18 protein-coding genes and 1 tRNA gene are annotated in these 18,325 nt (G+C 63.2%); 6 read left to right on the top strand and 13 right to left on the bottom strand.

Annotated features, from left to right (window positions below; genetic code table 11):
* Window positions 1-65 precede the first annotated feature (65 nt).
* The 3 genes from JWR51_RS01055 to JWR51_RS01045 form a co-directional block, all read right to left on the bottom strand.
* Window positions 66-1,571 carry a tripartite tricarboxylate transporter permease gene (locus tag JWR51_RS01055; RefSeq protein WP_299742424.1) on the bottom strand — a complete coding sequence of 502 codons (1,506 nt, stop codon included), beginning with the start codon at window positions 1,569-1,571 and terminating at the stop codon, window positions 66-68.
* A 9-nt stretch (window positions 1,572-1,580) separates the two neighbouring features.
* The gene (locus tag JWR51_RS01050) at window positions 1,581-2,045 is read right to left on the bottom strand and encodes a tripartite tricarboxylate transporter TctB family protein (RefSeq protein WP_299742421.1); all 465 of its coding nucleotides are present in this window, start codon (window positions 2,043-2,045) and stop codon (window positions 1,581-1,583) included.
* 153 nt (window positions 2,046-2,198) lie between these two features.
* Window positions 2,199-3,179, bottom strand: coding sequence for a tripartite tricarboxylate transporter substrate-binding protein (locus JWR51_RS01045; protein WP_299742418.1), 981 nt, complete (start codon window positions 3,177-3,179; stop codon window positions 2,199-2,201).
* Between the two features lie 198 nt (window positions 3,180-3,377).
* Between JWR51_RS01045 and JWR51_RS01040 the strand changes: the two genes are divergently transcribed.
* On the top strand, window positions 3,378-5,240 hold the full coding sequence (locus JWR51_RS01040) for an ATP-binding protein (protein WP_299742415.1): 1,863 nt from the start codon (window positions 3,378-3,380) through the stop codon (window positions 5,238-5,240).
* Window positions 5,237-6,583 (top strand): sigma-54 dependent transcriptional regulator, encoded by a 1,347-nt coding sequence (locus JWR51_RS01035; RefSeq protein WP_299742412.1) that lies wholly within the window; start codon window positions 5,237-5,239, stop codon window positions 6,581-6,583. Before JWR51_RS01040 ends, JWR51_RS01035 begins: the two co-directional genes overlap by 4 nt.
* A gap of 99 nt (window positions 6,584-6,682) precedes the next feature.
* Here the strand turns inward: JWR51_RS01035 and JWR51_RS01030 are convergent.
* The 3 genes from JWR51_RS01030 to JWR51_RS01020 form a co-directional block, all read right to left on the bottom strand.
* A tRNA-Arg gene (locus JWR51_RS01030) sits at window positions 6,683-6,759 on the bottom strand.
* A gap of 151 nt (window positions 6,760-6,910) precedes the next feature.
* The gene (locus tag JWR51_RS01025) at window positions 6,911-8,338 is read right to left on the bottom strand and encodes a HAMP domain-containing sensor histidine kinase (RefSeq protein ID WP_299742409.1); all 1,428 of its coding nucleotides are present in this window, start codon (window positions 8,336-8,338) and stop codon (window positions 6,911-6,913) included.
* Between the two features lie 176 nt (window positions 8,339-8,514).
* Entirely contained in the window at window positions 8,515-9,951 is a 1,437-nt protein-coding gene (locus tag JWR51_RS01020; protein ID WP_299742406.1) for an NAD(P)/FAD-dependent oxidoreductase, read from the bottom strand.
* A 266-nt stretch (window positions 9,952-10,217) separates the two neighbouring features.
* Here JWR51_RS01020 and rpmH point away from each other — a divergent pair, with 266 nt between their 5' ends.
* From rpmH to yihA, 4 genes are all read left to right on the top strand, one after another.
* On the top strand, window positions 10,218-10,352 hold the full coding sequence (gene rpmH / locus JWR51_RS01015; protein WP_299731626.1) for a 50S ribosomal protein L34: 135 nt from the start codon (window positions 10,218-10,220) through the stop codon (window positions 10,350-10,352).
* Window positions 10,353-10,375: 23 nt separating this feature from the next.
* On the top strand, window positions 10,376-10,774 hold the full coding sequence (rnpA, locus tag JWR51_RS01010) for a ribonuclease P protein component (protein WP_299742403.1): 399 nt from the start codon (window positions 10,376-10,378) through the stop codon (window positions 10,772-10,774).
* Window positions 10,771-12,606: a membrane protein insertase YidC gene (gene yidC, locus JWR51_RS01005; RefSeq protein ID WP_299742401.1), complete on the top strand. Its 1,836-nt coding sequence runs from the start codon at window positions 10,771-10,773 to the stop codon at window positions 12,604-12,606. Before rnpA ends, yidC begins: the two co-directional genes overlap by 4 nt.
* Window positions 12,607-12,992: 386 nt before the next feature.
* Window positions 12,993-13,643 carry a ribosome biogenesis GTP-binding protein YihA/YsxC gene (gene yihA / locus JWR51_RS01000; RefSeq protein ID WP_299742398.1) on the top strand — a complete coding sequence of 217 codons (651 nt, stop codon included), beginning with the start codon at window positions 12,993-12,995 and terminating at the stop codon, window positions 13,641-13,643.
* Window positions 13,644-13,829: 186 nt separating this feature from the next.
* On the opposite strand, the gene JWR51_RS00995 is transcribed toward yihA, so the two are convergent.
* From JWR51_RS00995 to JWR51_RS00965, 7 genes are all read right to left on the bottom strand, one after another.
* Window positions 13,830-14,306 carry a hypothetical protein gene (locus JWR51_RS00995; protein ID WP_299742396.1) on the bottom strand — a complete coding sequence of 159 codons (477 nt, stop codon included), beginning with the start codon at window positions 14,304-14,306 and terminating at the stop codon, window positions 13,830-13,832.
* A gap of 68 nt (window positions 14,307-14,374) precedes the next feature.
* Complete coding sequence (locus JWR51_RS00990; protein ID WP_299742394.1) at window positions 14,375-14,770, bottom strand: DUF1801 domain-containing protein; 396 nt, start codon at window positions 14,768-14,770, stop codon at window positions 14,375-14,377.
* Between the two features lies 1 nt (window position 14,771).
* On the bottom strand, window positions 14,772-15,479 hold the full coding sequence (locus tag JWR51_RS00985) for a type 1 glutamine amidotransferase (RefSeq protein ID WP_299742391.1): 708 nt from the start codon (window positions 15,477-15,479) through the stop codon (window positions 14,772-14,774).
* 77 nt (window positions 15,480-15,556) lie between these two features.
* On the bottom strand, window positions 15,557-15,979 hold the full coding sequence (gene msrB / locus JWR51_RS00980) for a peptide-methionine (R)-S-oxide reductase MsrB (RefSeq protein WP_299742579.1): 423 nt from the start codon (window positions 15,977-15,979) through the stop codon (window positions 15,557-15,559).
* Between the two features lie 259 nt (window positions 15,980-16,238).
* Complete coding sequence (locus tag JWR51_RS00975) at window positions 16,239-16,811, bottom strand: fasciclin domain-containing protein (RefSeq protein WP_366525527.1); 573 nt, start codon at window positions 16,809-16,811, stop codon at window positions 16,239-16,241.
* A 233-nt stretch (window positions 16,812-17,044) separates the two neighbouring features.
* Window positions 17,045-17,764, bottom strand: coding sequence for an anti-sigma factor (locus tag JWR51_RS00970; protein ID WP_299742388.1), 720 nt, complete (start codon window positions 17,762-17,764; stop codon window positions 17,045-17,047).
* Window positions 17,761-18,306, bottom strand: coding sequence for a sigma-70 family RNA polymerase sigma factor (locus JWR51_RS00965; RefSeq protein ID WP_299742573.1), 546 nt, complete (start codon window positions 18,304-18,306; stop codon window positions 17,761-17,763). Before JWR51_RS00965 ends, JWR51_RS00970 begins: the two co-directional genes overlap by 4 nt.
* Window positions 18,307-18,325: the final 19 nt, after the last annotated feature.

Genomic DNA, 18,325 nt, shown 5'->3' with positions numbered 1-18,325 from the left:
GCTAGGCGGGATCCCGCCGCACCTGCGGCGCGCAGGACGCATTGAGGGACAGGCGAGGTCGGAGATCAATCCTCCTCTACGAACACCTCCTTGCGTTTCTTGCGAATGCTCGGCAGCACCGCAATCACCACCGCCAGCACGGCCAGGCCCAGCAATGTCGCCGAGATTGGCCGGGTGATAAACACCGTCGGATCACCGCGCGAAATGATCATGGCGCGCCGCAAGTGTTCCTCCAGCAGCGGCCCCAACACGAAGCCCAGCAGCAGCGGCGCCGGCTCGCAGCCGAAACGCATCAGCACATAGCCGACCACCCCGAAGAAGCCGATCGCGTAGACGTCGTAAATGTTCTGATTGATCGAGTAACACCCGATGCAGGCAAACAGCACGATGGCCGGGAACAGCGCCCGATAGGGGATGGAGAGCATCTTCACCCATAGCCCGATCAGCGGCAGGTTCAGCAGCACCAGCATCACATTGCCGATCCACATCGAGGCGATGATGCCCCAGAACAAAGCCGGCTGGTCGTTGATCACGTTCGGACCGGGCGTGATGCCCTGGAGGATGAAGGCTCCCACCATCAACGCCATCACCGGATGGGCCGGAATACCCAGCGTCATCAGCGGAATGAACGAGGTCTGCGCCGCGGCGTTGTTCGCCGATTCCGGCCCCGCCACGCCTTCGATGGCACCATGCCCGAATTCCTCGGGGTGCTTGGAAAGCCGTTTCTCGGCCGAGTAGGACGCGAAGGATGCCAGGATATGCCCACCGCCCGGCAGGATGCCGAGCACCGAGCCGAGCACTGTCCCCCGCACCACCGGTGCCGCGATCCGCTTGAAGTCATCCTTGGTGAGCCACAGGTTTTTGACGGCTTTCACCATCACGTCGCGGCCCTTCTCGTTCTCGAGATTGCGCAGAATTTCAGCCACGCCGAAAATGCCCACCGCCACCGAAACGAAGTTGAGCCCCGAATACAATTCGCGGATGCCGAAGGTGAAGCGCGGTTGGCCGGTATAGATATCCTGCCCCACCATGCCCAGCAGCAGGCCCAGTACGATCATTGCCAGCGCCTTGAGGATGGACCCGTGCGCCAGCGCAATGGACACCAAAAGCCCTAGAACGATCAGCGCAAAATACTCTGGCGCTCCGAAATTGAGCGCCGCTCGCGCCAGCGGAGGCGCAAAGAATGCCAGCAGCAGCGTGCCGACCGTACCGGCAAAGAACGACCCCAATGCCGCCGTAGCCAGGGCCGGGCCGGCGCGGCCCTGCTTGGCCATCTGATAGCCGTCGATCGCCGTCACCGCTGAGGAGCTTTCCCCCGGCAGGTTGATCAGGATCGCGGTGGTCGAGCCACCATATTGTGCGCCGTAATAGATGCCGGCGAGCATAATCAGCGCCCCTGCGGGCGACAGAGAAAAGGTGATCGGCAATAGCATTGCGATGGTCGCCGTCGGCCCGATGCCGGGCAACACGCCCACCAGCGTGCCCAGCAGCACGCCGATGAAGCAGTAGAGAATGTTCATGGGGTCGAGAGCGACCGAAAAGCCCAGGCCTAGCGAAGCAATGATATCCATTTTGCGCTCCTACATTCCGAGCCAAGGGCCGAACCACGGCACGCTCATGCCCAGTCCGACGACAAAAATCAGGGTGCACATCACGGTCAGCGTGATGGCGAGAAGGATGGAAAACAGCGGCGAATTGAGCCGGCTCGAGAGCGCCGCGACAAAGCTCGAAACCAGCACCACCGGCACGAAGCCAAGTCCGCGAATGGTTGCGCCAAAAAAGATCACCACGCCGATGATCAGCACAATGCCGCGCCACGACGGCGTCAGCCGTTCTTCCGTATCCGGCTTCTTCCAGCCGCTCGCCGCGACTGCAAGTCCGAGCCCGGCCAGCACTGAACCCAGGAACAGCGGCATGAAACCCGGCCCCATGCGAAACGGCGTGCCCACTTCATAATTCAGCGCTTCAAGCGCAAAATAAGCCCCCGCCACGACAAATATGCCGCCCGACACGAGGTCCTTGGTCGAAAAATTCGAGACCGCCATCGATCCCTCCCCGGATGTTGTACTTGTTCACCTCGCCCCTCTGGGGAGAGGTCGGCGCGCAGCGCCGGGTGAGGGGCCTTTCTCATGCAATGCGCAAGCGAAAAGCCCCTCACCCCAACCCTCTCCCCAGAGGGGCGAGGGGGCGCTGACGACTTAGTCGGCGTAAACTCCGGCCTTCTCGATCACGCCTTTCCACAGGGCGATCTGGCTGGTCAGCGTCTCCGCAAGTGCCGCCGGGGTGGCCTGATCGGCGGTCACCGGCACGGTGCCAAGTTCGGCAAAGCGGCTGATCACCGTCTCATCGGCCAAAGCGGCCTGCAGCGCGGTTTCGAGCTTGGTGATGATCGCCGCATCGGTGCCGGCCGGCGCATACAGCCCGTGCCAGACGCCGATCTCGAGATCGAGCCCGCCCTCCTTGGTGGTCGGCAGGTCCGGCAGGTTGGCCAGGCGCTCGGGCGTGGTCACGCCATAGGCTTTGACTTCACCGGCCTTGATCTGGCTGGTCGTATTGGTGCTCTGGTCGCAGATCATGTCGATCTGGCCGCCGATGATGTCGGTCATGGCCGGGCCGGCGCCCTGATAGGGCACGGTGGTCATCTGCGTATCCAGCGCATCCATCAGCAGCATGCCACAGAGCTGGCTTGCTGAACCGATGCCCGCATGAGCATAGGTGACGTTCTCGCCATTGGCCTTGATGTAGTCCATCAGCTCGGCCAGCGTCGTCGGTTCAAAGTCCTTGCGCGCCACCAGCGTCATCGGCACCGAGGTGATCAGCCCGATCGGCGCAAAGTCCTTGGTTGGGTCATAGGGCAGGCTGCGATACAGCGTTGGCGCGGTCGACATGCCGATATGGTGCAGCAGCAGCGTATAGCCATCGTTCGGCGCGGTCGCGACTTGGCCGGCACCCAGCGTACCGCCGGCACCGCCCACATTCTGCACCACAACCTGCTGACCCAGATCCTTGCTCATGACCTCGGCGACGAGGCGCGCCACGGTATCGGTCGGGCCACCGGCCGAGAATGGCACCACGACGGTGATCGGCTTGGTCGGATAGTCCTGCGCAAAAGCGCTGCCGGCGAAAGCCAGGCCCGCAAGCAGTGCGCCCGTGGCCAGGGTGATTACGGTCTTTTTCATTATTGTCCTCCCGGATTGCAACGGATGCCGGCTCCCCGCCGCATCCTTGCCAGCAGCATTGCAATCCCCATGCCAAGTGAAAAACGCAAGGCAGATATGCAATTCAACAAGATCGTGTTAGCACATCGGGCAAGAACTTGCCGATGAACGGCAGAGGTTTCGGCAATATCTTGCCCAAGAACGGGTATGGGAGAGGTTTTGGCCAGTCGCTTCGGCTTCCGCGAATTGCTGCACCGCCGCCAGCTCATCTTGGCCGGCGTCGCCTTGGCCGTGGTCCTCGCCACCGGTTGGGCGGCGTTCGAGGTGGCGCTCTCTGGCGCTATTGCCAATGCCGGGCAGCAATCGGATCGGCGCCTCGCCTTATTCGATCGCACCCTCGAAGCCATCATCGAGCGCTTCCACTATCTCCCCTCCAGCATGGCCCTCGCCGCCGAAACCCGCGCCATCCTCGCCGATCCCACCAATCCGGACCTGCGCGAAGCCGCCAATGGTTTCCTCTCCAAGCTCAACGACACGGCAGGCGCCGGCGAGCTCTTCATCATGGCGAAAGACGGCAACGTGGTCGCCGCCTCCAACTGGTGGGCCTATGACAGCTTCGTCGGCGAAAACCTCGCCTACCGCCCGTATTTCGAAGAGGCGATACGCGATGGCGACGCCAAATTTTATGCCGTCGGGACCGTCACCGGCGTCGCCGGTTACTTCCTCGCCCGCCGCATCGACGGCCCTGACGGGGCTCTCGGTGTAGCCGTCACGAAAATCAATCTCGGCGAGATCGAAGCCAACTGGTGGCGAAGTGGCGAACTGTTGGTCATCGTGGATACCAACAACGTCGCCATCCTCTCCACCCGTCCCGATTGGCGCTATCGCCCCCTTTCGCTGATCGGCCCCGGCGAAATCGGCCGCATTGCCGACGAACGTCGCTACGGCGAGACCGGCCTCGACAACCGGCCGATAGCCGCCGATATCTGGCCGTCCCGCGGCGCCAACTTCGCTTTCGTCGCCGGCAATGATCCCGATACCTCCGGCCTCTTCCTGCTCGACGAATTGCGCCTGCCCACCCATCAGTGGCGCATCTTCTCCTTTACCCCCTCCGGCCCACTGTTCCGCGACGCCTGGACTGCCGCGACCACCGCAGGCCTCGCCGCCGCGGCTTTCCTCCTCATCATCGCGCTCCTCGTGCAGCGCCGGCGCATCATCGGCCAGCGCCTTGCCGATCACGACCGCCTCGAACAGCGCGTCGCCGAGCGCACCGAAGATCTCCACATCACCAACCAGGCCCTGCGCGAGGAAATCGCCGAACGCATCCGCGCCGAAAAAGCTGAGCGCGAGGCCCAACATGGCCTGGTCCAAGCCGCCAAGATGGCCAGCCTTGGTCAGGCGCTGGCCGGTGTCGCGCACGAGGTCAGCCAGCCCGTCGCTGCCCTCACCACCCATCTCGCCAGCGCCAAGCTGATCGCCGCCCGCAATGCCGATAACGACATTGCGCCCATCCTCTCCACTATGGACAAGGTGGTCGACCGCCTCGCCGCCCTCACCGGGCATCTGAGAACCTTCGCCCGCAAGGAAACCCGCGTCGAGATGCAATCCGATATCTCGACCGCTATCGCCAACGCGCTCGACCTTGTCGATCACAAGCTGCGGGCCCTCGGCATCGATGTCGAATACCGCCGCCATCGCGGCAAGCTCATGGTCACCGGCAACCCGATCCACCTCGAACAAGTGCTGATAAACCTGTTGGCTAATGCTGCCGACGCCATGGAGCACAGCACCATCCGCGTCCTTTCCGTCGGCATCACCAAGACCGTCAAATCCGTCGAAATCAGCGTCGCCGATACCGGCTCCGGCATCGCCGCCGCCGAACTGGCAAACCTGTTCGATCCCTTTTATTCCACCAAGGACGCCGGCCGTGGCCTGGGCCTCGGCCTATCCATCTCCTATGGCCTGGTCCGCGACATCGGCGGCGCCATCACCGTCCAAAGCCACCCCGGCAAGGGGAGCACCTTCACCATCCGCCTGCCGCTCGCCCTCCAATCCACCCCGACCAAAGAAGCCATGGCATGAACACCCCAACGGTCCTCATCGTCGATGACGAAGAAATGGTGCGCACCGCGCTCGAGCAGTGGCTGCGCCTCTCGGGTTTCGCCACCCACGTCGCCACCAATGCCGGTGACGCCCTCGCCATGCTGGACGACGTTCACCCTGAAGTCATCCTCACCGACGTCCGCATGCCCGGCCTTTCCGGCCTCGACCTGCTGCGAACTGTACGCGAACGCTCGCTCGCTGCCGAAGTCATCCTCATAACCGGCCACGGCGACGTCCCCATGGCCGTCGAGGCCATGCGCGGCGGTGCCTTCGATTTCCTGCAAAAGCCCTACGTGCCTGATCAGCTGGTGAAAACCCTGCGCCGCGCCGCCGAGCAATCCAGCCTCAAGCGTGAAGTCGCCGAACTGCGCCGCAAGCTGGATGGCGGTGAAACTGAACTCGCCACCCGGCTCGTCGGCTCGTCGCGCGTGATGGAAGACCTCCGCCACGCGGTCCGCGAACTCGCCTCCATCCCCACTGACGTCATCATCCTGGGCGAAACCGGCACCGGCAAGGAGGTGGTCGCCCGGTGCCTCCATGATTTTTCGCCCCGCGCCAAGGGCCCCTTCGTCGCCATCAACTGCGCGGCCATTCCCGCCGAGCTGATCGAAAGCGAACTCTTTGGCCACGAGGCCGGCGCCTTCACCTCCGCCCGCGACAAGCGCATCGGCAAGTTCGAATTCGCCAATGGGGGCACGCTGCTGCTCGACGAGATCGAGTCCATGCCCCTCCTCGCCCAGGCCAAGGTGCTGCGCGTCATCCAGGAGCGCATGGTCGAGCGGGTCGGCTCCAATCGCCAGATCCCATTCGACGTCCGCATCGTCGCCGCCTCCAAGGTCGATCTCGCTGCCGAAAGCGAAGCCGGCCGTTTCCGCGCCGACCTCTATTACCGCCTCAATATGGCGACGATCGATCTGGCGCCGTTGCGAGACCGGGGCGATGATATCGTGCTCCTGTTCCAGCATTTTCTCGGCCAGTCCGCGGTGCGCTTCAACAAGCCTTTGCCCACGCTCCACCCGGCGGACATCAACGCACTTATGATCCATCCCTGGCCGGGCAATGTTCGTGAACTCAAAGCCGCTGCCGACCGCTTTGCCCTCGGCCTCGACACCACAGGCCGCTCGCTCGATGCCATACTTGGTCCCAGAACCCGTCCACTATCCACCGCAAGCCTGGCGGACCGCGTCGCCGCCTATGAGCGCCACATCATCGAAGCCGAACTGGCCCGGAACGGGGACAGCATTGCCGCAGCCGTGGAGTCCCTGCAGGTGCCACGACGAACGCTGAGCGAGAAAATGGCACGGCTGGGGGTAAAGCGGTGACGGCCCGCTTGACTGCGGGAAGGAACAAACGCGCAGCACAGATCTTGCAAACCATTGCCCGTGGCAATGGCAAGACTACGGCTAAGTCTTTGAAGTGAATGGCGCGCCCTAAGAGATTCGAACTCCTGACCCCCAGATTCGTAGTCTGGTGCTCTATCCAGCTGAGCTAAGGGCGCGCACGTCCGAACCGAGGTTCGGAAAAGCAATCACGATGCGGGAGCGGCTTGCGCCAGCTTCCTCGTGAAGCGGGGCAACCCATACAGCGGCCTTTTGCGGTTTGCAAGCGCGGGTGGGCAGAAATGTCAGTTATACAACAGTGCGACGCGATCAGCGCAAAATGGCGCTGGTTGGCAGGCTCACTTCGAACCGCGTGCCCGGGCTCTGTTCGACCCATTGCAGGTGCCCGCCATGGGCTTCCACCAGTTCGCGCGCGATGGCGAGGCCAAGGCCCGTGCCGCCGGCGCGGGCCGATCCCTCAAAGGCCACGAACAGATTGGCCCGGGCCCGGGGCAGCAGGCCGGGTCCATTGTCGGTCACGGCAATGACAAGGCCATCCTCGCTTTGGGTCACCTCGACCCGCACTTCGGGCGGCGTGGGAAATGCAGTGACCGATTCGAGCGCCTCGCGTGCATTCTTGAGCAGGTTGACGAAGACCCGCGCCAACTGGCCGGCGTCCACATTGATGCTGAGCCCCTCGGGCGCGCCATTGACGAAGGCGATGCCCGGATGGCCGACCAGGCGCGCATCGAAGGCCGCGTCCTCGATCAAGGTACGCAGGTCGACCGGGCCGGGCACCGGCGGGGCGGCGCTTTCGCGGCCATAGTCGAGCACCGACTGGGCGAAGCCGATGGCCTTGTCCAGTGTGGTGACGAGACGCGGCGCCAGCCGTTGCACCTTGGGATCGTCGAGCGTCGCCACCTGGTCGGACAGCAATTGGGCCGAGGTCAGCGTATTGCGCAGGTCGTGGTTGATCTTGGCGACGGCCAGGCCCAGATCGGCCAGGTGCCGCCGCTGGCGCAGCATCGAGAACAGGTCCTGCTCCATGGCCGCCAGTTCGCGCTCCATGATGCCGATTTCGTCGCGGCGTTGCGAGGGCGTTATGATCAGGCTGGCATTTTCGGGGGCCTGGCGATAGGCCAGCATGTTCTCGGTGAGCCGCCGCACCGGCATGATAAAAACCCAGCGCACCACGAGGTAAAGCACCGCCGCGGTAATGAAGGCGATGATCAGCGAGATCAGGAAGAAGTCGCGCGAATAGGTGAACAGGTCATAGCGCAGCGGCCGTTCGGGCATTAATAGCTCGACGAGGCTCTCGTCGCGATCGCCCTCCCCCACGATGCGCAGGGTGCGCCCGCCCCCGCCCAAGAGCGTATCGACGGCGCCCATGATCAGCGTCATCGGATCGCGCAGGCGCATATCGGCAGTCACCGCCACGGTGGGCGTCACCGCATTATCCAGCTCGATCAACTGGCTCTGGCCCTCCCGCCGATAGACGATGGCGTCGGCGCCCGCCGAATTGAGCAGGCGGTCGGTCAGGGCGCGCGGCAGGGCCATCACGTCGGGCACGGCGTCCAGCACCCGCGCCGCCACCACGCCGACGCGCAGGCGGTCATCGAGCCAACTGGCGCGGTAATTGGCGATGGAGGGCAGGTAAACGACGATTTCGACCGCAAAGATCACCATGATGATGGTGGCGATCAGCTTGATCGATAGACCGGAGAACCGGCCGGGCAAAACGCTGCGTTCGGCTGTCATTACAAGCCATTATAGGGCAAGCGCAAATTTGCGTAAGCCCCCGCGCGGCTGGGGCCTCATGCAATTTTACTGCATCGCCCGTGATTATTTGGGCGCCGCGCCAATGCGTCTCAAGCTGATGAGCTCGAAGGCGTTTCCGGGCAGCGCGGTGGCGCAGATCTATCGGCCGGCCTGACCTAGGGCAGCCGCCGCACCAGTGCCAGCCGGCGCTGCCGCCAGGGTTCGGCGCCAGCCTGCTGGCGCCACGCCTCGACCAGTTGGCCAATAATGCCCGCAAAGCTCGGATAGGGCGCCACGGCATCGGCGAGGTCTGGCAGCTTGATGCCATGGCGCATGGCGACGCCGAAAAACGCGACCAGTTCGCCCGCTTCCGGGCCCGCAATGGCGGCGCCCTGGATAACACCGTGGCGATCGGTGACGATCTTGGCGATACCGACCGTGCGGCGCGTGGCGATGGCGCGGTCGTTTTCGGCAAAGCTGGCGCGGATCACCTTGTATGCGCTCTTGAGGCGCAGCTTTGCGGCGGCCTCGGTCAGGCCGATTTGGGCGAGTTGCGGATCGGTGAACACCGTCACCGGGATATCGGTTTCCGCCCGCTTGACGGTGCGGTTGAACAGCGCGCTTTCCAGCACCACGCGGGCGTCATGCTGGGCGGCCGGCAACGAGGGCGGCGAGCCAGCCGCTTCGCCGATGACATGGACACGACCATTGGAGGTCAGCAGTTTGGGCCGCAGCAACAAGCGGTCGGCATTGCCCTTGTCGAAACGGATACCGGCCTTGTCGAGCGCCAGCCCGCCGAAATTGGGTGTGCGGCCCAGTGCCAGCAGGATGTGGGAAGCGTCGAGCGTGGCTTCGGTACCGTCCTCGTGGCGGATCATCACGCCGATGCCCTGGCTGCGCGGCATCATCTCGGTGACCGCGCTGCGCTCGTGGATGACGACGCCCTCTTCGCGCAGCCGGCGCAGCGTAATGTCGGCGGCCTCGGAATCCACTTCGGCCAGGGCCGAGCCGGCTTCGACCACCGTCACCTCGCAGCCGAGGTGGCGACAGGACTGGGCAAATTCCAGGCCTGAGGCCCCGCCGCCCAGAATCACCAAATGGGAGAGCTTGTAGGCATTGGCAAAAATGCTGTCGGTGGTGAAGAACGGCACTTCGCCCAGGTTCTTGATCGGCGGCACGACGGGTTTGGAGCCGCTGGCGATGACGAAGCGGCGGGCGCGGATCAGCGTCTCGCCGGCCTTGACGGTGCGCTTGTCGATGAAGGCGGCCGGTGCAGCGATCACCTCGATGCCCAGGGCCCGCAGCCGTTCGGCGGCGTCGCGCGGGGCGATGGCCGCAATGGTGGCCTGGACGTGTTCGTATACGCCGCGGAAATTGACCTTGGGGTCGCCATTGCCCATGCCGAAGGCTGCGGCATTGCGCAAAGTGTGGGCCGTCGCCGCGGCAGCGGCCAGGGCCGCCGAGGGCACGGCGCCGGTCCTCAGGCTGTCGCCTTCGACCCCGAGATCGATCAGCACCACCGAGGCGCCGTATTCGCGGGCGGCCATGGCCAGGGCAATGCCGGGAGCGCCGGCGCCGAGAATGCAAAGATCGGGCTTGAGGATATCCGCCATGTCCGCCAAGGCTGGAAAGAGGAGCGACTGCGCTCTTATGGGCAAAGACGGCTATAATGACAATCGGGCCAAACGCTTTGTCCCTAAAGAAGGCGATGTGACGCGCGCGAGGCTGTGTTTTGGGGTTTGGGATGCGTTGACTTGGGGCGGCCTTTTCCCTATAGACGCGCTCAACCCGCACCGTCCGAGCCAACTCGACGGATGCCACACAGTCTTGCGCAAGCAGAGCCAATAAGAGGAACCGGGCGCAAGCACGGTCTGATGTCATGAAACGTACATACCAGCCCAGTCAGCTCGTGCGTGCCCGCCGTCACGGTTTCCGTGCCCGTATGGCCACCAAGGACGGCCGTGCGATTCTGAACAAGCGCCGTCGCGACGGCCGCAAGAAGCTCTCGGCCTAAGGTCGCCTGGCCGGATGACGGCCATGGATCAAGCGAGTAGCGCTCTGCGCCGCTTGAAAAAGCGATCCCAATTCGTTCGGGCCGCCCGGGGCAATCGCGCCGGGCGCTCTGCGTTTGGGCTGCAGGCAATTTCTGCGCGCGAAGACGCGCCCGGCATCGGATTTACGGTGACCAAGAAATCGGGCAACTCGCCCGAGCGCAACCGCATCAAGCGTCGCCTTCGCGCAGCTGTGACAGCATGCGCCGATGACTTTATGCCGTCGCATGATTATGTGCTGGTAGGCCGGCGCGAAGCGCTGAGCCAACCCTTTGACCGGCTGGTCGCGGATCTGGCCTTTTGCATCGCCCGCGTGCATGGCCCCAAATCCGCCGACAAGCCCCATTCTTCCGGCCGCGCCGGCCATCGGAACACTCGACCATGACAGACAATCGCAATGTGATTATCGCCATCGTGCTCAGCATGCTCGTGCTGTTCGGCTGGCAATTCTTCGTTGCGGGGCCGCAATTGCAGCGCGCCCAGCAGCAGCAGGAACTCGCTGCCGCCCAGGCTGCGGCTGCCACGCCGGTGCCCACCCCGGCCACCACAGTTGCCGCTACCCCCGGCCCGGCCGAGGCCGCCGTCAGCAACACGGTCTATCCTGATCGCGCCGCTGCCATCGCTGCCACGCAGCGCGTCACCATCGACACCGAAGACCTGCACGGCTCGATCAACCTGACCGGCGCGCGCCTCGATGACCTGGAACTCAAGCAGTACCAGGAGACGGTCGATCCCACTTCGCCGATCATCACGCTGCTGACCCCATCGGGCGTGCACAATGCCTATTACATCGAGCAGGGCTGGGCCCCGGCCAATGGCGCCGCCATCGCCCTGCCTACCAATGCCTCGGTATGGACCGTGGATGGCGCCAATACCAAGCTGACCGTGGCGACCCCCGTCACCCTCAAGTTCGACAATGGCGCAGGCTTGATCTTCCGCCGCACCTTCGCGGTCGATGAGCATTACCTGTTCACCGTCACCCAGAGCGTCGAAAATAAGGGCACGGCTCAAGTGTCGCTGTTCCCCTATGCGCGCGTGGCTCGCCACGACACGCCAAAGGTGGCAAACTTCTTCATCCAGCATGAAGGCCCGACCGGCGTTCTGGCGTCCAACAACCTGGTCGCCAAGAAATATACCGATATGCAGAAGGATCAGACGATCGATCTGCAGAACACGTCGGGCTGGCTCGGCTTCACAGACAAATACTGGGCCACCGCCGTTCTGTCCAAGCCGGGCGTGCCGCTCAATGCGCGCTTCTCCTGGTCCAATCCAACCGGCACCATGGATATCTATCAGTCCAGCTATGTGGAAACGACACCGGTTACCGTGGCGCCCGGCGCCACTGCCAGCAATGAGAGCTATGTCTTCGCCGGCGCCAAGGAAGTGGCCGTCATCGATGGCTACAAGCAGGCCTACGGCTTCGACCGTCTCGATCTGATGATCGATTGGGGCTGGCTGCATTTCCTGACCTACCCGATGTTCAAGCTGCTCACCATTCTTTACGGCGTGATCGGCAATTTCGGCGTCGCCGTGCTGTGCGTGACCGTGCTGGTCAAGGCAGTGTTCTTCCCGCTGGCCAACCGCTCCTACAAGTCGATGGCCGCGATGCGCCGCGTGCAGCCTGAAATGAAGGCGATGCAGGAGCGCTTCAAGGACGACAAGCCCGCCCAGCAGCAGGCGATGATGGAGCTGTACAAGCGCGAAAAGATCAATCCGCTCTCGGGTTGCTGGCCGATGCTGATCCAGATCCCCGTGTTCTATTCGCTCTACACCGTCATTTTCATCAGCCTTGAAATGCGCCACGCGCCGTTCTTCGGCTGGATTCAGGATCTGGCAGCGCCCGATCCGACTAATATTTTCACCCTGTTCGGCCTCATTGCCTGGGACCCGACGTTCCTGCCGATCATCGGCGGCTACCTGCACCTGGGCGTCTGGCCCGTCATCATGGGCATCACCATGTGGGTCCAGATGAAGCTCAATCCGCCGCCACCGGATCCGACCCAGGCGATGATCTTCGGCCTGATGCCGATCATCTTCACCTTCATGCTGGGCACTTTCCCGGCGGGTCTGGTGATCTACTGGGCCTGGAACAATACCCTCTCGGTGACCCAGCAGTGGTTCATCATGAAGCGCCACGGCGCGGAGGTGAACTTGTTCGGCAACATCATGGATACCTTCAAGCGCAAGCCCAAGCCGGTGGAAACACCCAAGGCCTAGAAATCCAAAGGGCGTCCCACGGGGCGCCCTTTCTGTTTGCCGCAGCTGCCTCCCCTCCTACACTCCTACCTCCTCCTTCTACACTCCCACCTCCCTCCTCTCTTTCTTCCCGCGGACTTGATCCGCGGGCCCCTCCCAATCCAGCGCAAGCGTCTGGAGGCCCCCGGATCAAGTCCGGGGGAAGGCCGGTGGGTGGGCTAATCTTGGGGTAAGCACCTTGGGGTTGTGGAAATCCCGCTCCATTGCCGGCCCCCCTCCAAAACTCCAAAGCTTGGACTTATCGGGGGAGTGGTGTATGCGAACTCCAAACCAAGCTTCAATACCTCTGCGAGCGTGGGCGTTGATCCAACGCAACGCTGCCGCTCACAATTTGGAACGTCCCGCTCATGCAGCCTGATGCCGTCGACTACTCGCCCGACATTGTCGAAACCGGCCGCCTGCTGTTCGCGCGGCCTTTCGTGTTCGTCAAAGGCTGCGTGAAACTGGCCGACCTGCCGCCGATGGACAAGGTCGAGATCGCCTTTGCGGGCCGCTCCAATGTGGGCAAGTCCAGCCTGATCAACGCCCTGTGTGGCGTTTCGGGTCTCGCTCGTACCTCGAACACGCCCGGCCGTACGCAGGAGCTCAACATTTTCGAGAGCACCAGCGCCGAGCTGCGCATTGTCGACATGCCCGGCTATGGCTACGCCAAGGCGCCCGAACCCAAGGTGCGCGCCTGGACCAAGTTGATCCACCAATATCTCACCGGCCGCCAGACACTGCGCCGGGTCTATGTGCTGGTCGATGGCCGCCATGGACCCAAGGACAATGACCTAACGGTGATGAACGAGCTCGACAAGTCCGCCGTCAGCTACCAGGTCGTCCTCACCAAGGCCGACAAGCCCCCCAGGGACGAGCTCGACGCCGTTATCGCCATGACCAAGGCCGCCATCGCCAAGCGCCCCGCTGCACATCCGCATGTCATCCTGACGTCGAGCGTCAAGGGCGAAGGCCTTCGCGATCTGCGGGCCGAGATTGCACTGTTGATGGAGAGCTAGATCGGTGGCTCTTTCGTCATTCCCTATCGTCTGAAGCTCAATAGCTCCGCACCCAACGGAGCGGCTCCTCCCCCTTGACGGGGGAGGATGGGTGGGGGTGTTCGGAGCCACGATTTCAAATCGGGGCTAAACATCCCCCCACCCTTGATCCCTCCCCGCAAAGGGGGGAGGGAGACGACTGCATGCTCACCCCACCCGCGTAAAATCCATCGTCCAGTTGGTTTCCCAATTGGCGCCGACATCGGTGGAATAGGCCTGGCTCCAGAGCGGCCGCCCGTCGGGCTGGAAACTCCAGTTGAACCGCACGTCGACATGAACGCCATCGTCCTCGTCGGTGCCGTAAAACACCCCCTGCCCGTCGCAGAATTGGCCATGCACCGGCGGAAACATGATGCCGCTGGCGCTGTTGACCCAATAGATCGACCAGCGCCTTGTGCTCAGGTCCAGCGTGCGGATGCTGACGCCGGAAAAGCCGCGGGCCGGGCAGATGAACTCGTCGACATTCATCACCCCGCCCAACATTTTCCAGAACTGCTGGGTGGCGGGGAACACATCCCAATCGTCGCTGCCCACATGGCGCTGCTTCAGCCGGCGGTTCTCCACCGTCCAGTTGCCGAGCAGAAAATCGAAATCGGTGACCTGGCCCTTGCCCGTAACATCCATGGCGCCCTCGCTGGTTGATGCCCAAAGGTTAGGATTGCGGCATGACAGAAGCTGTCAGGATGCCTGATCTATCGCGTCGTCATCGCCACCCAACGCCGCAGGATTGCGGCGAGCGCTTCGGATTTTTGCGCCAGATCGTCGGCGTCGGCGAAGGTGATGACGCCGCGATCCGGAGCTGCCCAGGCGATCAGCTTGTCGGGGTCTTCGAAGCGGAATAGGTCGTCGGCGGCCGCCTTGGCGCCGCGGTGCAGAATGAGTTGCAGGCGATCGCCGGGGTGCAGCCGCATTGTGATCCGGTCGTCGTTGCCCATACCGAAACTGGGCGCGTTCCACTTGATGCGTTCGACCAGGCCCGGCACGGCATCAAGAATCAACCGACGCAATGTTTCGACTTCGGCCTTGCGGCTGTGGTTCAGGGTTTCGAGGTAACTGTCGATCAAAGACAGCATTTCAGCGACAGCCATGTCAGCGTCCCTTGAAGAACTGGCCCAGATAGTCAGCAACCTCCGCACTATTGGACGGATTGGCAACTGACTTCAACGCCGTTTCCACCACTTCCTCAGGGGCCTTGCCCCGCCGCAGCTCGACCAGCGCCGTAGTATAGTCGTCGGCAAATTCAGGATGCGGCTGGAAGCTCAAGGCCGCGCCGTTCTTATAGGCCAGCCCGGCATTTGGGGTGAATTGCGAGGCCAGGATTACTTCAGCTTCGGCCGGGGGCACGATCACCTGATCCTGGTGCGAACAGGCGACCGCCAGGCTCGCCGGTGCACTGCCCATGAAGCCTGGGCGCTGCTGGACCACGTACGTGTGCCGACCCAGGCCCCAGCCCTTTTCGGACTTCCGCACGTCGCCGCCCAGGGCATCCGCCATGATCTGATGACCAAAGCAAATCCCCAGCATGCTGGTTTTCTGGGCGTAGGCATCGCGGATGAAAGCGCGCAGCGGATCGAGCCAGAAATAGTCGTCATAGACCCCCGCCGCCGAGCCGGTGATGACGATGGCCTCAAGCCCCGCCGGATCGGGTAGCGGAGCGCCCTCGAAGATCGGAACCGTCTCGTAGGTGAACCCCTGCCCGGTCGCGTCGAACATGGTCTCGAACATCTTGGGATAAGGCACGAAGCGATCGGCAAGCAGCGCCGGTACGCCGCCAGTCTGGATGATGGTCAGTTTCATCGAAATCGCCCCCGCGCAAACGACAATGCCCTTCGCATAGCAAAGGGCATCGCAGATCAACAGGGGCTTAGCGGCAATTATGCGGCGATGAACTTGAGCGCCACGCCGTCCATGCAATAGCGCAGGCCGGTTGGCTGCGGGCCGTCGTCGAACACGTGGCCCAAATGGCCGCCGCAATTGGCGCAGTGCACTTCGGTGCGGGTCATGCCCAGCGTGTTGTCGGTGGTGGTGGCGATGCCGCCGGGGAGGTGGTCGTAGAAGCTGGGCCAGCCGGTGCCGCTTTCGAACTTGGTCTTGCTGTCGAACAGCACCTGGTCGCAGCCAGCGCAGGCGAAGGTGCCGGCGCGGTGCTCGTCGAGCAGCGGCGAGGAGCCGGGCATTTCGGTGCCTTCGTGGCGCAGCACGTCATAGGCTTCGGGCGACAGCTTGGCGCGCCACTCGGCATCGGTCAGCTTATAGGGGAAATCGCCTTCGGCAGCGGCGGCCGGGGTCACGCCCATGGGGCGAAACAGCGCATAGGCACCGAGCGCTGCGGCAGCGGTGCCGGCCAGAAGGAACGTGCGGCGGTTGGCGTCCATCAGAAATCTCCCTGATCGAAGATGCCCCGCGCTGGGCCACCGGAGGGAGGAGGACCAGGCGCGGGGCTGTTGACGGCCAGTGTAAGTCCTTGGGCAAGGCAATGACACGTCAAGATTTGGTGAGAGTGCGCAACCCGCGCACCCTCTTCTACAGCGCCATTCGTTATGGCGCGGCGTTTGGTTACATGGCCGACTTCGGGGTCAGCACGGCATCGATGACGTGGATCACGCCATTGGACTGCAGCACGTCGGCGATGGTCACGTGAGCCACGGTGCCGTTTTCGTCGGTGACGGTCACGCCCTTGTCGGTGGCTTCCAGGGTCAGCTTGCAACCGCCGACGGTGTCAACGACGTGCTTGCCGCCATCAGCCTTGGCCATTGCCATGATATCGGTCGACAGCGCCTTGGCTGGGATGACGTGGCAAGCCAGGATGGTGGACAGCATTTCCTTGTTTTCCGGCTTCAACAGCGTGTCGACGGTGCCGGCGGGAAGAGCCGCGAAGGCTTCATTGGTGGGAGCCAGCACAGTGAACGGGCCGGGGCCGGAAAGCGTCTCGACGAGGCCGGCGGCCTTGACGGCGGCGACGAGCGTGGTGTGGTCAGTCGAATTGACGGCGTTCTCGATGATGTTCTTGTCGGCGAACATGGCAGCGCCGCCAACCTGCGGATTTTCCTGGGCATAGACGGCGGCACCCGAGAGCGAGCCAACGGTCAGCATGGCGGCAACGGCGAAAGCGCGGAGAGAGATGTTCATTGTGAGTTCCTTCCTGTGTTTGTTTCCCCTTGGTCGGTGGGGACATGCGAAGGAACGGAGCGTTTTTTGCGAAGTTTCAGGAAATAGAAAAATTCCGCAAAAAAGTTCTTCTCTATCCGGTAGGTAGACAATTCTGGCCCGCGCGAACGCCAATAAATAGCAATGCCGCCCGAGGATTTTCCGGGCGGCAGAAATATTTAAGTTATATTTTTGATCGGTCGTAAGGTGGCGCGTCAGATCTTCGTAACAGCGCCCTTGGCGACGATCGGACCATGCGGCGCGCCATCCGTTGAGCCGCCCTTGGCCTCCAGCGTGATGGCCAGCACCGAGCCTTCGCCCAGCCCCTTCATCACGTCGGCAGGCACCGAGACGGCGCTGCGCGCATTGACGGGGATGACGCCCATCGACACCGGATTGTTGCCGCCCTGGATGGCCCAGAGTTCGAAATCCTTTTCCGGCACCGCTTCGCCCGACAAAGCGGTCAGCCGCACATTGCCGGCGCCATCATAGAGCGCGACGAATTTGACGTTGCTGCCTTCCTCTTCCAGCGCCGCGACCAATTGGGTGGTCAGCGTCGAGGCATCGGGAGCCGGCTGGAACACGTGGAAACCGACGGCAATCACCGCCACTGCCAGCGCACCGGCCGCAATGCTGCGCCACACCACCAGGCTATCCCAGAAGCTGGCGGCGCCGCGCGCCTTGACCACATCGCCAAACGCCCGCGCTTCGATGGCGCTGAACAGGTGAGCGGGGACCGGCGTCTCCGCATATTCGCGGTTGAGCGCGCCAAGGCGCGAAATCCAGAAATCGCGCTCGCGCTGCAGCGCCGCGTCCTCCTCGATCAGGCGACCGACGCGCTCATGTTCAGCGCTGTCCAGCAGGCCAAGCACATACTCGGCGACGAGCGTATTGCGCCCGCCTTCATCTTTGCCGGTATGCTCGCTCGTGCTCATTGGGTCAGACACTCTCTTAATCGCAGCAGGCTGCGGCGCAGCCAGGTTCGCATCGTATTCAACGGCACGTCATATTTGGCGGCCAGTTCATCATAGCTATAGCCATCGAGATAGGCGCCCCGAACCGCATCGGCGCGCTCGGGATCGAGCGTGCCCAGGCAGTGTTCGATCCGGCCGCGCTCGTCGCTGTCCTCGGCCGCCCGCTCCGGGGAGGGACCGGAGTCTGGTACTTCGAGGGCCGCGTCGATATCGGCCGAAACCGGGCGTCGCGCCCGCAGAATATCAAGGCTATGATTGCGCGCCACGGCCACGAGCCAGGAAATGGGGCTATAGCCCCCGGCGACGTAGCGATCGGCGCGCTGCCAGATCTTGATATAGACCTCCTGGATAGCCTCTTCGGCTTCCGAGCGGTCCTTCAAGATACGCAGCACTACGCCGAAAAGTTTCGCGCTGGTGCGCTCATACAAGGTCTTGAAGGCAGCGCGATCGCGCAGTGCGCAGCGGGCGATCAGATCGGCGATGTCCTGGCTCTGCGGCTGCATGGCCGAATTCATAGCGCGC

It is taken from the genome of Devosia sp. (assembly GCF_028290625.1).
In the GTDB taxonomy this organism is placed as follows: Bacteria; Pseudomonadota; Alphaproteobacteria; order Rhizobiales; family Devosiaceae; genus Devosia.
Note: the sequence above shows the minus strand (reverse complement) of the source record. Positions and strands in the feature narration are given on the sequence as shown.

Coding starts and splice junctions, on each gene's coding strand:
- JWR51_RS01055 (WP_299742424.1), bottom strand. CDS start 1,571: ATGGATATCATTGCTTCGCTAGGCCTGGGCTTTTCGGTCGCTCTCGAC.
- JWR51_RS01050 (WP_299742421.1), bottom strand. CDS start 2,045: ATGGCGGTCTCGAATTTTTCGACCAAGGACCTCGTGTCGGGCGGCATA.
- JWR51_RS01045 (WP_299742418.1), bottom strand. CDS start 3,179: ATGAAAAAGACCGTAATCACCCTGGCCACGGGCGCACTGCTTGCGGGC.
- JWR51_RS01035 (WP_299742412.1), top strand. CDS start 5,237: ATGAACACCCCAACGGTCCTCATCGTCGATGACGAAGAAATGGTGCGC.
- JWR51_RS01025 (WP_299742409.1), bottom strand. CDS start 8,338: ATGACAGCCGAACGCAGCGTTTTGCCCGGCCGGTTCTCCGGTCTATCG.
- JWR51_RS01020 (WP_299742406.1), bottom strand. CDS start 9,951: ATGGCGGATATCCTCAAGCCCGATCTTTGCATTCTCGGCGCCGGCGCT.
- rpmH (WP_299731626.1), top strand. CDS start 10,218: ATGAAACGTACATACCAGCCCAGTCAGCTCGTGCGTGCCCGCCGTCAC.
- rnpA (WP_299742403.1), top strand. CDS start 10,376: ATGGATCAAGCGAGTAGCGCTCTGCGCCGCTTGAAAAAGCGATCCCAA.
- yidC (WP_299742401.1), top strand. CDS start 10,771: ATGACAGACAATCGCAATGTGATTATCGCCATCGTGCTCAGCATGCTC.
- yihA (WP_299742398.1), top strand. CDS start 12,993: ATGCAGCCTGATGCCGTCGACTACTCGCCCGACATTGTCGAAACCGGC.
- JWR51_RS00995 (WP_299742396.1), bottom strand. CDS start 14,306: ATGGATGTTACGGGCAAGGGCCAGGTCACCGATTTCGATTTTCTGCTC.
- JWR51_RS00990 (WP_299742394.1), bottom strand. CDS start 14,770: ATGGCTGTCGCTGAAATGCTGTCTTTGATCGACAGTTACCTCGAAACC.
- JWR51_RS00985 (WP_299742391.1), bottom strand. CDS start 15,479: ATGAAACTGACCATCATCCAGACTGGCGGCGTACCGGCGCTGCTTGCC.
- msrB (WP_299742579.1), bottom strand. CDS start 15,979: ATGGGCGTGACCCCGGCCGCCGCTGCCGAAGGCGATTTCCCCTATAAG.
- JWR51_RS00975 (WP_366525527.1), bottom strand. CDS start 16,811: ATGAACATCTCTCTCCGCGCTTTCGCCGTTGCCGCCATGCTGACCGTT.
- JWR51_RS00970 (WP_299742388.1), bottom strand. CDS start 17,764: ATGAGCACGAGCGAGCATACCGGCAAAGATGAAGGCGGGCGCAATACG.
- JWR51_RS00965 (WP_299742573.1), bottom strand. CDS start 18,306: ATGCAGCCGCAGAGCCAGGACATCGCCGATCTGATCGCCCGCTGCGCA.